We start from the raw sequence: 14,184 nt of genomic DNA on the forward strand, positions 1-14,184 counted from the left end.
GGTAAAACGAGCGTGATCCACACCAAGGTCCGATGCCGCGAGATCACCGAGGCCGACGTCGATGCGGTCGCGGACCTGCTGACGCGCGGCTTCGTCGGCCGCTCGCGCAATTACTGGATCCAGGGTCTGCGCCGGCAGGCCTTCCGGCCCGTGCCGGAGGGCTATCCGCGCTTCGGCTACATGCTCGACAATGACGGCGCGCCCGTCGGCGTGCTGCTGCTGATCTACACGGCGCGAAAGCACGGCGAAGAGGCCGCCATCCAGTGCAATTTGTCGAGCTGGTATGTCGATCCGGCCTACCGCAACTACGCCCCGCTGCTGACCAAGATCGCGCAGCGGCACAAGGATGTCACCTATCTCAACATCAGCCCGGCGCCGTGGACCTGGCCGATCATCGAGACGCAGGGCTTTCGTGCCTATTGCCACGGCATCTTCTTCTCCGTGCCTGCACTCGCGCGCCCTCCGCGCTGGAGCAAGATCGAGGTCATCTCGCAGCACGCCAAGACGATCGAAGGGCTGACCGACGACGAGACGCAGCTCCTCACGCGGCATGCCCGCTACAATTGCCTCAGCCTGGTCTGCCGCACGCCGAAGGGGACGTTCCCCTTCATCCTGCAGCCGGTGCGCATCCGCCGCGGCTTCATCGCACCGCCGGCGATGAAGCTGATCTATTGCCGCAGCGCCGCCGAATACGCCGCCTGCGCAGGCCGCATCGGCCGGCTGCTGCTGCGACTCGGCAAGATCTCGGTGGCGATCGATTCCAATGGCCCGATTCCCGGCCTCGCCGGCATCTACACCGAGCGGCGCGGGCGCAAGTATTTCAAGGGTCCGCACCGGCCGCAGCTCGGCGACCTCACGGACACGGAACTCGTGCTGTACGGGCCGTAGGGGACACTCGACCCAAACATCCGCTGTCGTCCCTGCCTAGTGCGCAATTGCGCACGGGCGCAGGGACCCATACCGCGTGATCTACCTGTGAGCCCAGACGCCGGTACCGCGGGAAGACCATTCAGGATCAGTCTTCGCCAAATTTCTCCCTGGGGTTATGGGTCCCTGCGCCCGTGCGCAATTGCGCACTAGGCAGGGACGACAGCGGAGTTTGTCGTGCGCTTACGGCCAACTCTGGCTTGCAGATATCTCGGCATTCGCGCGCTTGGCGCACGCCGCTCCGCATCCCCAGTCACCCTCCGTAAACTACTGCGCTTAAGGGAATTTTCCGGCCTCTTCGCTACGCTCAGTGGCTGAACTACGTTGCGTTAAGTCTATTGCCGGCCGAGACCCGTCGATCCCATGACGCCGATCCGCGATAACGAGCTTGGTGCACGCCGCGCAGAGGGCCCGCAGGCCCTCGTCGGGCTGAGCCAGCTTGCGCTCGATCACATGGAGCAGGGCGTCTGCGTCTACGACGCCGACAACCGGATCGTGCTGGTCAATCAGCGCTACCTCACGCTGTTCAACATGTCGGCCGACATCGTGCGGGTCGGCACCAGCTATCGCGACGTGCTCGCCCACAGCGCGGCGCTCGGCAACTTTCCTGTCAGCGAACTCGATGCGCTCTATGGCCGGCGCGTGAAGCAGATCGCGGCTGGTCAACCGTTCCGCACCGAACAGATACTCGCGAGCGGACTCGTCATGGCGCTCGAGCTGAAGCCGCTTCCCGGCGGCGGCTGGATGACGATCTGCGATGACGTCAGCCGCCTCGCCCGGCTCGAGGCGGAATTACGCGTGCAGACGGAGCGCAGCCAGCACGCGCTCGCCAACATGTCGCACGGCCTCATCATGTACGATGGCGACAGCCGTGTCGTCGTCTGCAATGAGCGGTTTCTGAACCTCTACAATCTCGACCCCGATATCGTGAAGCCGGGCGTCTCGCATTGCTCAGTGATCGAACACTGGATGTCGCGCGGCAACCTGCCGGGCATGCCGGCCGACGAGTTCCATGACACCAGGCTGGAGGATGTGCGCAGCAGAAAGGCGAAGAGCCTGCTGGTGATGCGCTATGACGGCCGGATGGTGCAGGCGGTGTCCCGCTTCCTGCCCGACGGCGGCTGGGTGACGGTGCATGAGGACGTCACCGAGCGGCTGCAGTACGAAGAAGCGCTGCGGCAACAGAACTTCATCCTCGATGCGGCGCTGGAGAACATGGCGCACGGGCTCGCCTTCTACGACAGCGACATGCGCCTGCGCGTCTGCAACACCACCTACCGCAAGATCTATCGGCTGTCGCCGGAGGAAACCAGGCCTGGCACGCATCTCGGCGAGCTGATCGAGCGGTCGATGGTGAACGGGGCGTTCGTTTCCGAATACAGTCCGCAACAGCTGCTGGAAGCCGCCAGCGCGAGGATCGCGAACCACGATTCCTCGCCGATGCGCCGGCGCATGTCGAACGACACCGTGATCTCGGTGCGCTACTGCGCGCTGCCCGAGGGCGGCTTCGTCGCCACCTACGAGGACATCACCGACCGCGAGCGCGCGATCGAAGAGCTGAGCGAGCAATACCGCCGCTTCGACGCGGCGCTGAACAACATGAGCCAGGGCCTGTGCATGCTCGATGCGAGCCTGCGCGTCATCGTCTGCAATCGCCGCTACATCGAGATGTATGGGCTGTCGCCCGATGTCGTGAAGCCCGGCGTCTCGATGCGCGAGATCATGGAGCATAGCTGCGACCTCGGCATCCATCCGAACACGACCGCCGCGAGGATCTATGCCGACTATGTCGAAAGGCTGCGCGAGGGCGAACACACGCTGCACCGTCACCTGAACGACGGCCGCATCATCAAGCTCAATCACAAGCGGATGGAGCACGGCGGCTGGGTTGTCACCTATGAGGACGTCACCGAGCGCCACAAGGCCCAGGCCCGCGTGGCGCACATGGCGCAGCACGATTCACTCACCGACCTGCCCAACCGCACGCTGTTCCGCGAGAAAATGGGCGAGGGACTGAACCAGGTCGCGATCGCCGGCGGAGCGATGGCCGTGCTGTGCTTCGACCTCGATAATTTCAAGACCGTCAACGATCGCCTCGGCCACGCCGCCGGCGATCGGCTTCTGCGCTGGGTCGCGGCGCGGCTGAAGGAGAATGTCGGCGAGCATGACACCGTCGCCCGCCTCGGCGGCGACGAGTTCGCCGTTCTCCAGCGCGGACCGCAGCCACAATCGGCGAAACGGCTCGCCCGCCGCCTGGTCGAGATCATCGGCCACCCGCCGCCGCTGGAAAGCCAGTCGATCCATGTCGGCGTTTCGGTCGGCATCGCGATCGCGCCCGATCACGGGCTCGATGCCGACGAGCTGATGAAATGCGCCGACCTCGCGCTGTACCAGGCCAAGGCAAAGGGCCGCGGCGCCTACCAGCTGTTCGAGCCCGAGATGGAGGAACAGGCGCGCGGCCGGCACGCGCTGGAGCACGATCTGCGTAGCGCGCTTGAAGCCCGCGAATTTCACCTCGTGTTCCAGCCGCAGGTGCGGCTCGACACCACCGAGCTTACCGGCTTCGAAGCACTGCTGCGCTGGAAACACCCCTCGCGCGGCTTGGTCTCGCCGGCCGAATTCATTCCTCTCGCGGAAGAGAACGGGCTGATCGTCCCGATCGGCGAATGGGTGCTGCGCACGGCCTGTGCGACAGCGGCGTCCTGGCCCGATGTCACCGTCGCGGTCAATTTGTCGCCGGTGCAGTTCCGCTCGCGCGGACTGGTCGCGATGGTCACGAGCGCGCTTGCGGAAGCCGGTTTGCCGCCCCAGCGGCTCGAGCTCGAGGTCACCGAGACGGCGCTGCTCGACGACAGCGAGGCGACGATCGAGATCCTGCACCAGCTCCGCGCTCTTGGCGTGCGCGTCAGCCTCGACGATTTCGGCGTCGGCTATTCCTCGCTGAGCTATTTGCGCAAGTTTCCGTTCGACCGCATCAAGATCGACCGTTCCTTCGTCGGCACGCTCGGCGAAAGCCCGGAGAGCGTCGCCATCGTCCGCACCATCGCCAGCCTCGGCTCCGTGCTCGGCGTCGAGACCACGGCGGAAGGTGTCGAGACCATCGAGCAGCTCGACTTCGTCCGCGAATGCGGCTGCACCGCAGTCCAGGGCTACTATTTCGGCAGGCCGTGCCCGGCAGCCGAGGTCGGACGCACGATCGAGCGACTGAACGCGGTCAGGCGCGTGGCGTGACGCTCCGCTTCACCTCGCCGCTCTCTCTATCGTTACGCCCGACACGACCTCAGGCGATTGAGCGTGGCACGATCGGCCGATGCGAGCGCATTGCTCCACTCCCGTTCGGAGAGGTCTCCGACCAGGCTGGAAAGGCTGATGGCAAGCGCACGAAGCCGCGCATTCTCCTCAAGAAGCAAAAAAACGTCGTTCGACGGGGATTCATCGTCCGAAAAGCTAGCGCCTTCGCAGAGCTGCTGCGACAAGAGTTCGAAAGACTCATCACGCACGATATCTTCGGCAGTGGAAATCAGCTTATGACGCATTAAATCTTCATCACTCATGGCAAATTCCCCAACTCAGGACATGCCTCCAACCGCATTTGGATACATCGATTGAGTCGGCGGCGGATTTGAGTCCGAAATGGGCTCACACGATGTACGCCTCGTGTCCCCCGGCGCCTCGCTTGCTTACTCGTTCGCTTCACCGGCGTCTTTCAGACCGGCTCGCAGTGCGGTCACGACGCGATGGGCCACGTCGATATCCCTGACCGACAATCCATCCGCAAGGCCGTTGACCCACGGGACCTGCAACCGGCCGGCGGCGTCGTAGACCTGCCTGCCCTTGTCGGTGAGCACCACGAGCTGCGCCCGGCGGTGATGCGGGTTGGTCTCGAACACGACGAGACCATCCCGCGCGAGGTCGTTGACGATGCGCTGCACGTTCTGGCGATTGGCGCCGAGATTGCGGGCGAGCCAGGCGACCGGCTCCGGGCGCTCGGCGTCGGCGATCGCCCCCAGGATCTGCCAGCGCGCACTGGTGAGGCCGAGCGATGTCACCAGCCGATCGCCAGCGGTCAGAAGCAGGCTGTTGGCGCGGAACAGGTCGAGGATGAGGCCGGTCAGGGCTTCGCCCGCCGGGGTCCGCTTGGTCTTGGTCATTTGGCACCACTGCTCCGTATTGACATCATGATGTCAATTGCCTATATCCGGGACTGTCGAATTGACATTATGACACCAACTTGACCGGAGCAATGTCATGCCCCTCATGCGTCCCCTCGACCCTGCCTTCCCGATCGACCGTCAGATCGCGCTCGAAACCGGCCCCGTGGTGCTCGTCAACGTGTTCACGCTCGACGCCGAGGATGAGCAGAGCTTCCTCAAGACGTGGCAGGACGACGCCGCCTTCATGAAGCGCCAGCCCGGTTTCATCTCCACCCAGCTTCACCGCGCCGTCGGCGACAGCCCGACCTACCTGAATTACGCAGTGTGGGAATCCAACGCGCATTTCCGCGCCGCTTTCACCCACCCGGAATTCCGCGCAAAGATCGCCGCCTACCCCGCATCCGCAGTCGCAAGCCCGCATCTGTTCCAGAAGATCGCGGTGCCCGGTATTTGCGTCGCGTAGCTGCGCGCCTCCCACTCAGCTGTCATGCCCCGGCTTGACCGGGGCATCCAGTACGCCGCGGCCTCTCGGCTTAAACACAACTGTCTCTGGAATACTGGATCGCCCGATCAAGTCGGGCGATGACAGCGAGCATGCGGAAAGCCCCGCGCAGCTCGTCGTTATCCGACGAAGCAAGGGACGCAGCTCTATCCTGCCGCTGGCAGTGCGCTGTCCGGCGGCGTGCCCCATGGGCGGTCGGCTGAGGCGAGCCCGATCAGGCGGCCCTGGATGTAGTCGCAGCCCCAGTCGCGCAGCATGGCGGCGGCCTCTTCGTCCTGCACCCACTCGGCAACCGTCTTGATGTCGAGGCGGCGGGCGAGGTCGATCAGGGTCTGCACAAAGGCGCGGTCGTCGGCGGAACGGGTGATGTTCTGCACGAAGGCGCCGTCGATCTTGACGATGTCGACGCCGAGCTTGCGCAGGTTTCGGAACGAGGTGTAGCCGGCGCCGAAATCGTCGATGGCGATGCGGCTGCCGAAATTCTTCAGCCGCGTGACGAAGCCGCGCACGTCATCGATGTCCTGGATCGCGACCGTCTCGGTGATCTCGACGATCAGCCGCTCGGCGACGCCGGGATGGGCCAGCATCAGCGACTCAATTCCAGCCCACCAGTCCGGATCCATCGTCGTATCAGGCGAGATGTTGAGGCTGAGGCAGATGTCGGGCGCGGCCGCAAGCTCGGCGACCACGAGCTCGAGCACGCGGTGATCGACCAGGCGGATCAAGCCGAGCCGTTCGGCAACCGGCACGATGTCGGGCGCCAGCAGCACCTGGCCGTCGCCCTGGTCCATCCGCACCAGACATTCGTGGAACGCGCACTCGCGCGAGGCGGCCGCGACCACCGGCTCATAGGCGAGCTTGATGCGGCGCTCGTTCAGCGCGGTGACGATCTCGTCGGTGACACGGATGTTGACGCGGCGCTGTGCGTCGCGCGCAGCATCCGGGCGCCACGCCGCGAACGAACCGACGCGGCGTTGTTTTGCCGCGTCCAGCGTCTCATGGGCGCGATTGACGGCCTCGTCGGTGCTGCGGGCATAGCGCGGCACGCTGACCGCGCCGATCGACGCCGTGACCGAGACCGGGCCGGATTTGGTCGGCACCACCTCGTCGCGGATGCCGGCAAGGAAGCGCTCGGCGGCGACGTTCATGTCATCGACGGTGCAGTTCTTCAGGATCAGGCCGAACTTGTTGCCGGAGAAACGGCCGAGCACGTCGCCGCCGCGCAGGCGGGCGCGGATGCGCTTGGCCACGTCGAGGATCACGGCGTCCGCGACGTCGAAGCCGAAAGCGTCGTTGACGCGGGCGAGATGATCGATGCCGACCAGCATGAAGGCTGCGGTCGAGCGGAAGCGGGTCGTCTCCTCGATCGCCTCGGCCAGCGCCGCGATCAGGTGGGAACGATTGAGCTCACCGGTCAGCGGATCGAGCCGAGCCAGCTTGGTCAATTCCTCGTCGCGGGCGTGGCGCTCATTGTTGATGCGGATGGAGCCGATCGCGCGCACCGGGCGGCCATCGGGGCCGGCGAACCAGCGGCCGGTCTCCTCGATCCAGACCACGGGATCGGCGGCGCTCATGCGCACGCCATATTCGACCCGATAGGGCGTGCCGTCGGCGCCGTGCACCGGCGAGGTCTGCGCCAGCGCGGCGGTCCGCAGCGTCTGCGCGGGCTCGATCAGCTTGGCGAATTCGGCGCCAGTCGCGAGCCGCTCGGCCGGGATGCCGGGAAAGACGCTGGCGACCTGCTCACCCCACACGATGGAATCGCTGGCGATGTCCCAGGCGAAAACGGCCTGACCAAGAGCGGCCAGGATGTCGGAGGCTTGCGGCAATGCAGGGGTCAAAATCGCCTCGTTTCGGGACAGCAGGGAGTCCTGAGTCGGCACAGAATACGGCCAGATTCGACTCCGACTCTAGGCAAAGTTCATAAACAATTTGGAAACCATGTTTCGCAGGCCCGCGGAACCAAACCGGCCCGGCCGGCATAGGCCTTGCGAGTACATGACACGCACCGGCGCCGGCGTCTCGAAACGCGACAGGCCTCGCCGGATCAACGGTGATTGCGATGTTAAGTACTGATCGACCGAACTGCGCGGACAACTGCACGGGCACGGCCCTGGTGCCGCTGCTGCCGACGTTGCAGTGGGTCCACAACGCGCCGCTGCCCCGTCCCGATCCGAGCTTCGTCACCCAACTCATTGCCAATGCCGAGCACCTGCCCCAGTCCAGCCGGCTCCGCCGCGCCTCTTCCGAAGATGCGCAGACGGCCTATGGCAGCAAGCGCCCGCTTCCGAGCGTCACCGCGCGCACGCGGCAGGTGGTTTGAAGGATCAGCGCGGCGCGTCGGGAGACGGCGGCGTGCCGTTGCCCGGTTGCAAATCCGGCGAGGGAATTTCCGGCGAGGGCGGGTTCACCGGCTTCGGCGCGGGGTGATCCTTCAGCACGGATTCGGCGACCGACTGCGCTGAAGGCGCGGGTGGCACCGCCGGCGCAGACACCGGCTCGAACTTGGGTTCGGACGCCACATCGTCCGTTGCCGCTTCGACCTGGCGCTTGGCCTTGCGCGGCGCCGGCACTGTCGTCTCCGCGACATAGGTGACGCGGCGGCGCGTGCGCTGGGCGATACCGCCGAGGAAATCGGCCATCGCGAGCAGCACCAGCAGGAAATAGGTGGAGTTGCCGAACTTGGGCCACATCACGAACTCGGCCGCGGCAGCACCGAACACGATCAGCGACAGCAGATGATCCATCAGGAATTTCGAGCCGGGCCGCGCGCCTTTGACCACCTCTAACAGCAGCAACACGATACCGAGCGCGAGCATCACGTCGGCAAGCGTGACCGGCCAGGTCTCGCCCGTGATCATCGGCACCTTGAACAGCACGTCCGTGAAGGACACGGACGGCATCAGGAAGGCGATGATGTTGTAGACCGCGAGCGGGATCAGGAGCAGCGGGAAACCGACCATCGGCGAAATGCCTTCTCGATCAAGATATCCGGACAGGACAATGCGGCCGCGAAGCATTAGCTCCGCCGCCGTCATTGTCATATCTCATTGGGTGGCCGAAATCAGGCAGGCGAAATGATCCTGCCCGGAGAAAGGTCCTAAATTCAGGACTCTTTCTTCTTCAGGACCTGACGGCCCTTGTACATGCCGGTCTTGAGGTCGAGATGGTGCGGACGACGGAGCTCGCCGGAGTCCTTGTCTTCCGCATAGGTCGGCTTCTTGATGGCGTCTGCCGAGCGGCGCATGCCACGACGCGACGGCGAGGTTTTTCTTCTCGGAACGGCCATTTCAATATCCTCTAGGGATTGGTGTTGTCAGGGCATCGTCCGCGAGGGGACGGCTCAGCACCCGCAAACCGAGGCGAGCTGAATGCCGATCAAGGCCGGGCTTATAGAGGAAGGCTGGCCGTAAATCTAGGCTTTTGGACCGGAAAATACGTCCGAAAAGGGCCCAAAATCAGCGATTTTCCCGCCAGCAGGTCAAAAGCGAGTTCGCCTGCGCCCTCGCCACATAGGTCCCCGCCAGCCGCCGGACGCCAGGCCCGGGGGTCCGGGCGCTCCGTTTGACCGGATTGGGCAGGATCGAGGCCAGAAGTGCCGCCTCCCGGGGCGAGAGGTTGGCCGCCGATTTGCCAAAGGCATAGGCGCTGGCCGCCTCGACCCCAAACTGGCCCTGCGGGCCGAGCTCGGCGATGTTGAGGTAAATCTCCAGGATTCGCGCCTTGGGCAGGACAAAATCGATCCACAGCGCCAGCGGGAATTCCAGCGCCTTGCGGACAAAATCCCGCCCCTGCCAGAGGAACAGATTTTTTGCCACCTGCTGGGTGATGGTGGAGGCGCCCCGGAAGGGCGTCCCGTCCTCCTTCGCATCGTCGATCGCCTCGCGCAGCGCGCCCCAATCGATGCCGTGATGCTTGCAGAAATGGGCGTCCTCGGCCGCCACCACCGATCGCAGCAGCGAGGGAGACATCGCGGCCAGATCAATCCACTCCCGATGCATCGGCGCACCCCGGAGCGACCGCCAGGCCATCAGCGTCGAAACCGGATGGCCGGTGCGGTAGAACGGCGCGATCACGTAGGGCGCGAGAGCCACGACCATGAGCGCTACCAGCAGGATCTTGACGATGCGCAAATCGACCTTTCCGGCGCAAAATGAAACGCGGCCACGGATCCCGCCATTAAGTCTGTGATAATTCGGGCCTTTTCCAGCACTTTTTAGGCCTTCCAAACGATTGACTGGGGCGGGCGCATAAAGGATTGTCCCGCCGAATTTTAGTTCTGGAGCCCTTCTTGATGACCGGCACGTCCCCGTCCGATTTCGCCAAACGCCTGGACAAGACCGCTGATGACACCGAAGCCCTGCTTGGACGCCTGCTGGCGCACGACATCCTGCACGATGAGATCGCTCGTCCCAAGCGACTGATGGACGCAATGCGCTATTCGAGCCTCAACGGCGGCAAGCGTCTGCGGCCGTTCCTGGTGGTCGAGAGCGCCGCCGTGTTCGGCGTTCCCCGCGAGGCCGCCCTGCTCGCCGGCGCCGCGCTCGAATGCATCCACTGCTATTCGCTGATCCATGACGATTTGCCGGCGATGGACAATTCGGACCTGCGCCGCGGCCGTCCCACCCTGCACAAGAAGACCGACGACGCGACCGCGATCCTCGCCGGCGACGGCCTGTTGACGCTCGCCTTCGACATCATCACCCGCGATGAGATCCACCGCGACGCCAATGTGCGCCTCCTGCTGACGCGCGCGCTGGCGCGCTGCGCCGGCATCGGCGGCATGGTCGGCGGCCAGATTCTCGATCTCGCCGGCGAAGGCCGTTTTGGCGGCAACGAGCCGATCGATGTCGCCCGCATTCAGCAGATGAAGACCGGTGCGCTGCTGCGCTACGGCTGCATCGCGGGCGCGATCCTCGGCCAGGCCTCGCAAAAGGAATATCAGGCGCTCGACGATTACGGCCGCGCGCTCGGCGAAGCCTTCCAGATCGCCGACGATCTGCTCGACGTCGAAGGCGATGCGGCGGCCCTCGGCAAGCCGGCCGGCGCCGATGCAGCGCTCGGCAAGACCACCTTCGTCACCCAGCTCGGCATCGAAGGCGCCAAGCAGCGCGTGCGCGACCTGCTCGCGCGGGCCGACGGCGCCGTGTCGATCTTCGGCGACCGCGCCGCCGTGCTGCAAGCCGCCGCGCGCTTCGTCGCCGAGCGAAAGAACTGATGTAGTGCACGATCTTCACCTCGCCCCGCTTGCGGGGAGAGGTCGATATTCAGGCGCGGCTTGAATATCGGATGAGAGGGAGCCTCCGCGAATCCAGCTCTCACCGTCCTTGCGGAGGCTCCCCCTCACCCCGACCCTTTCCCCACAAGCGGGGCGAGGGAGCAGGCCGCCGCCGCGGCGACAACGAGAGTTGAGCGAGAGGGCTGGAGCCATCATGGCCACCGACAAAGACGATCCCGTCCTCGTCCGCTTCCGCAAGATGTCGCGGCCGATGCGGCTGATTTACGCGCGGCCGCGTACCTTTATCGCGCTCGCTGCCGGCATCCTGGTCTGCTTGCTGCTGCCGGGATCGCACCGGCTGGTGACGCGGCTGCTGTTCGGCTGGGATGCGTTGATCGCGGTTTATCTCGTGCTGGTCTACGCGATGATGCTGTGCAACGACCAGCAGCACATCCGCCGTAGTGCCGCAATGCAGGACGACGGCCGCTTCGTGATCCTGCTGGTGACGGCGATCGGCGCCTTCGCAAGCATCGCAGCGATCATGTCTGAGCTCGGCACCCCGCATCGCGGGGCGTGGGAGTTGACCATCGCGATCGCCACCATCGCGCTCTCATGGGCCGCCGTGCACACGACCTTCGCGCTGCATTACGCCCATGATTATTACCGGCACCCGCCGGGCGGATTGCAGTTTCCGAGCGGCGATAAGGAAGATCACGCCGATTATTGGGACTTCGTTTATTTCTCGTTCGTGATCGGCATGACCGCGCAGGTCTCCGACGTCGGCATCACCGACAAGACCATCCGCCGCACCGCGACCGCGCATGGCATCGTGTCGTTCATCTACAACACGGCGCTGCTGGCGCTGACAGTGAACATCGCGGCAAGCGCGATCTCGAACTGACGTCATCCCGGCAAGTGCCGAGACGACGGCGTCGATGGCGCGGTCCTAGTTGCACACCTCGGCATTGGCGTCGTTGCCGGGGCCGCCGCCGCCGCGATATTCGAGATGACAGCCGCGGTTGACCGGGCGGCAACTGCCGCCATTGCAGAAAATCTGCCCGCCACCCGAGGCGCGGCCGGCGCTCGCGGCAGCCGCAATGCCCGCGGCGGCACCATAGCCGCCCGCCGCGCCACCGGCCTGACGGCGCTGCCGTGCGGAACGCTCATCGCCGTCGTCGCGCTTGGCGGTTGCAGGCTTGGCCGTCGCAGGCTTGGCGATGCGCTGCTTCTCGCACGCATTGTCGTCGTTGATCGCATAGCCCTCACGGCAAACGATCTTCGTGCACTTGTCGCCGTCGGCCTTGAAGCCGTGCTCGCAGACCAGCGGGCAGACGCGCGACGGCTTTGACTTGACGGTATCGAGCGCATCGGTGCTCGCCACTTTCACGTCGAGCTTGGTGCCGGCGTAACGGTTGAACTGCGACAGCGAGCGCCGCGAAATCGTATTCCAGTTGCCATCAGCCTGCCCGGAGAAGCAGCCGACGCGGCCGAGCTCGGTCTGCACCAAGCGGCTGAGGTCGACCGGCGTGGTCGTCGGCGTCAGCGAAGCGACGCTGCTGCCGGCGGGGCTCGCCGTGCTGGCGGGTGCAGCACCTGGTGCCACGGCGGCGAGGTTGACGCGCTGCTGCTCGGCCGCGGCCGCCTGCTGCTGCACCTGCTCCTTGGCCTTCTGCGCGGCGAGCTGCGCCTGCTCGGCGGCATTCGCATCAGCCGCAGCCTTGGCCTGCGCATCCTTCTGCGCGCCGAGGGCGGCAAGACGATCGCGTTCGGCCTCGGCCTGCTTCGCCTTCTCGGTGGCCGCCGCATGGGCCTGCTCGGCACCGATTTTTTCGACCTGAAGCTTGGCGAGATTCGCATAGAAGCCGTCAGGATGCTGGGCCAGGAATGCCTCCCAGGCCGGCCTGTTGCCAACCTGGAGCGCGAGCTCGTAGTCGCGGCGGATATCGGCCGCCTGCGGGTTCGCCACCGGAGCGGCCGTGACCACCTTGACCGGCACCAGCGGCACGTCCTCGCCACCGAGCGAACCGTACACGAACGGCTCCTGCTTGTTGCCGGTCGATTTGAGCACGTCGTCGCGCACGAAGCCGAAGGCGCGGCGGACGTCGAGGCCCGGCGTCGTCAGATGCTTCGACAGCGCGACCGTAAACGGGCTGTTGGCGCCGTCGCCGTCCTGCGCCGTGAAGCCGGCCTTGGCCGAATACGCGATCAGCGTGTTGGGGCTGTTCGGCTCGACCTGGGCCAGGCCGCGGCCGATGCCGCGCGAGACAACCGTGCGCTTCATGGTCTTGCCGAACGGATTATCGCGGCAGGCGTCGAGGATCACCAGGCGAAGCTGCCTGGCGGGCTCGACCGTGACCAGGACGCGGTCGAGCGACAGCCCCTGGTCGTAGACATCGGTGTCGCGTTCGAGCTTGGCGTCAACAGGGATCAGATAGTTCGAGCCCTCGACCTCGATGCCGTGGCCGGCATAGTAGATCACGGCGATGTCGGCATCGCGCGTCACATCGGCAAAATCGCGCAGCACGCGCCGCGTCTCCAGCGCGGACAGATCATGCCGGGACTCCACAATTTCGAAGCCGGCGTCCTTCAGCGTCTTCGCCATCACTGCACCGTCATTGACGGGGTTCGCGAGCGACGGCGCGTACTGATACGACGAGTTGGCAAGGACCAGCGCCACGCGCTTTCCGGCGAGAGCGGGCGCAGCGCCGAACAAGAGAGCCAGGAAAAGCGGACAAAGTCCGAGCAGGCTACGCATGACAGAACTTCCAGAGATCGGGAGCAATTCGGTCGCCCTTTGGGGATTGCCTTAGCAGAATCCGCCATCGCATTTGTGATGGAGATCACGAAGACGACGCCTGCAAACTGCCAAGGAACTCTTTAGTCTCGCCAGAGCGATAGCGGTTCGCTGGCGCAGGCCAAGTATGCGCTCAGTCAGCCCCGATGTGTCCCCGGTATTGCGGCAGCTCGTCCGTGATCTCATGCCAGGGCGCTTTCGAGCCCACGAAGATGTGGGCGCTCGGCCGAATCGAGGGGGCGTCAACCAGGGTTCCCATGGCGACATGGACCCATTTTCCCTCGCGCACCCGGGAATAAAGCAGCGAGCCGCAGCGCGCGCAGTGCGCGTCATGGGTTGTGTCGTCGCCATAGATGAGGCGCTGGTCCTCGCCACGGACGATGCGGAGCTTGTCCTGCACGATCCCGGCGAACGGCTTGAAGGCGGAGCCGGTGGTGCGGCGGCAGTTCGAGCAATGGCAGTTCAGTGCGTAAGAGAACGCGTCCGCGACCTCGCAGCGCACGGCACGGCAATAGCATTCACCGGTGAGGATACGAGCGTTCGAATTTTCTGATCCGGTCATTCCAGCGTCCTCGCTCAATTGGCGCAG

At 65.1% G+C, this 14,184-nt stretch carries 14 protein-coding genes; 6 read left to right on the forward strand and 8 right to left on the reverse strand.

Annotation, left to right across the window (positions count from 1 at the left end; genetic code table 11):
- Positions 1-12 precede the first annotated feature (12 nt).
- Together AB7290_RS41950 and AB7290_RS41955 are read left to right on the forward strand one after the other, a co-directional pair.
- Complete coding sequence (locus tag AB7290_RS41950; protein WP_085404032.1) at positions 13-888, forward strand: acyl-CoA acyltransferase; 876 nt, start codon at positions 13-15, stop codon at positions 886-888.
- Between the two features lie 402 nt (positions 889-1,290).
- Positions 1,291-4,158: a PAS-domain containing protein gene (locus AB7290_RS41955; RefSeq protein WP_085404033.1), complete on the forward strand. Its 2,868-nt coding sequence runs from the start codon at positions 1,291-1,293 to the stop codon at positions 4,156-4,158.
- Positions 4,159-4,190: 32 nt separating this feature from the next.
- Here AB7290_RS41955 and AB7290_RS41960 read toward each other — a convergent pair whose 3' ends face one another.
- Positions 4,191-4,481, reverse strand: a complete 291-nt coding sequence (locus tag AB7290_RS41960) for a hypothetical protein (RefSeq protein WP_085404034.1) — start codon at positions 4,479-4,481, stop codon at positions 4,191-4,193.
- A 126-nt stretch (positions 4,482-4,607) separates the two neighbouring features.
- Positions 4,608-5,078, reverse strand: coding sequence for a MarR family winged helix-turn-helix transcriptional regulator (locus AB7290_RS41965; protein WP_085404035.1), 471 nt, complete (start codon positions 5,076-5,078; stop codon positions 4,608-4,610).
- 97 nt (positions 5,079-5,175) lie between these two features.
- Between AB7290_RS41965 and AB7290_RS41970 the strand changes: the two genes are divergently transcribed.
- Positions 5,176-5,544, forward strand: coding sequence for an antibiotic biosynthesis monooxygenase family protein (locus tag AB7290_RS41970; RefSeq protein WP_085404036.1), 369 nt, complete (start codon positions 5,176-5,178; stop codon positions 5,542-5,544).
- Positions 5,545-5,729: 185 nt separating this feature from the next.
- Here AB7290_RS41970 and AB7290_RS41975 read toward each other — a convergent pair whose 3' ends face one another.
- Positions 5,730-7,424, reverse strand: a complete 1,695-nt coding sequence (locus AB7290_RS41975) for a bifunctional diguanylate cyclase/phosphodiesterase (protein WP_085404092.1) — start codon at positions 7,422-7,424, stop codon at positions 5,730-5,732.
- A gap of 221 nt (positions 7,425-7,645) precedes the next feature.
- On the opposite strand from AB7290_RS41975, the gene AB7290_RS41980 reads away from it, so the two are divergent.
- Positions 7,646-7,906 carry a hypothetical protein gene (locus AB7290_RS41980; RefSeq protein ID WP_085404037.1) on the forward strand — a complete coding sequence of 87 codons (261 nt, stop codon included), beginning with the start codon at positions 7,646-7,648 and terminating at the stop codon, positions 7,904-7,906.
- Between the two features lie 4 nt (positions 7,907-7,910).
- On the opposite strand, the gene AB7290_RS41985 is transcribed toward AB7290_RS41980, so the two are convergent.
- The 3 genes from AB7290_RS41985 to mtgA form a co-directional block, all read right to left on the reverse strand.
- Positions 7,911-8,546 (reverse strand): hypothetical protein, encoded by a 636-nt coding sequence (locus tag AB7290_RS41985; RefSeq protein ID WP_085404093.1) that lies wholly within the window; start codon positions 8,544-8,546, stop codon positions 7,911-7,913.
- A gap of 143 nt (positions 8,547-8,689) precedes the next feature.
- Complete coding sequence (gene rpmF, locus AB7290_RS41990; RefSeq protein ID WP_028149139.1) at positions 8,690-8,872, reverse strand: 50S ribosomal protein L32; 183 nt, start codon at positions 8,870-8,872, stop codon at positions 8,690-8,692.
- A gap of 169 nt (positions 8,873-9,041) precedes the next feature.
- Positions 9,042-9,716, reverse strand: a complete 675-nt coding sequence (gene mtgA / locus AB7290_RS41995; RefSeq protein WP_085404038.1) for a monofunctional biosynthetic peptidoglycan transglycosylase — start codon at positions 9,714-9,716, stop codon at positions 9,042-9,044.
- A 161-nt stretch (positions 9,717-9,877) separates the two neighbouring features.
- On the opposite strand from mtgA, the gene AB7290_RS42000 reads away from it, so the two are divergent.
- A complete protein-coding gene (locus tag AB7290_RS42000) occupies positions 9,878-10,801 on the forward strand; it encodes a polyprenyl synthetase family protein (RefSeq protein WP_085404039.1) in 924 nt (307 codons plus the stop codon).
- 214 nt (positions 10,802-11,015) lie between these two features.
- Positions 11,016-11,702, forward strand: a complete 687-nt coding sequence (locus AB7290_RS42005) for a DUF1345 domain-containing protein (protein WP_063980020.1) — start codon at positions 11,016-11,018, stop codon at positions 11,700-11,702.
- 45 nt (positions 11,703-11,747) lie between these two features.
- On the opposite strand, the gene AB7290_RS42010 is transcribed toward AB7290_RS42005, so the two are convergent.
- Both AB7290_RS42010 and AB7290_RS42015 read right to left on the reverse strand, forming a co-directional pair.
- Positions 11,748-13,556 carry a caspase family protein gene (locus AB7290_RS42010; RefSeq protein ID WP_085404040.1) on the reverse strand — a complete coding sequence of 603 codons (1,809 nt, stop codon included), beginning with the start codon at positions 13,554-13,556 and terminating at the stop codon, positions 11,748-11,750.
- 172 nt (positions 13,557-13,728) lie between these two features.
- Positions 13,729-14,157: a GFA family protein gene (locus AB7290_RS42015; RefSeq protein ID WP_085404041.1), complete on the reverse strand. Its 429-nt coding sequence runs from the start codon at positions 14,155-14,157 to the stop codon at positions 13,729-13,731.
- Positions 14,158-14,184 lie beyond the last annotated feature (27 nt).

The organism is Bradyrhizobium sp. 613_E4_N2_2, from assembly GCF_052075995.1.
GTDB lineage: Bacteria > Pseudomonadota > Alphaproteobacteria > Rhizobiales > Xanthobacteraceae > Bradyrhizobium > Bradyrhizobium barranii.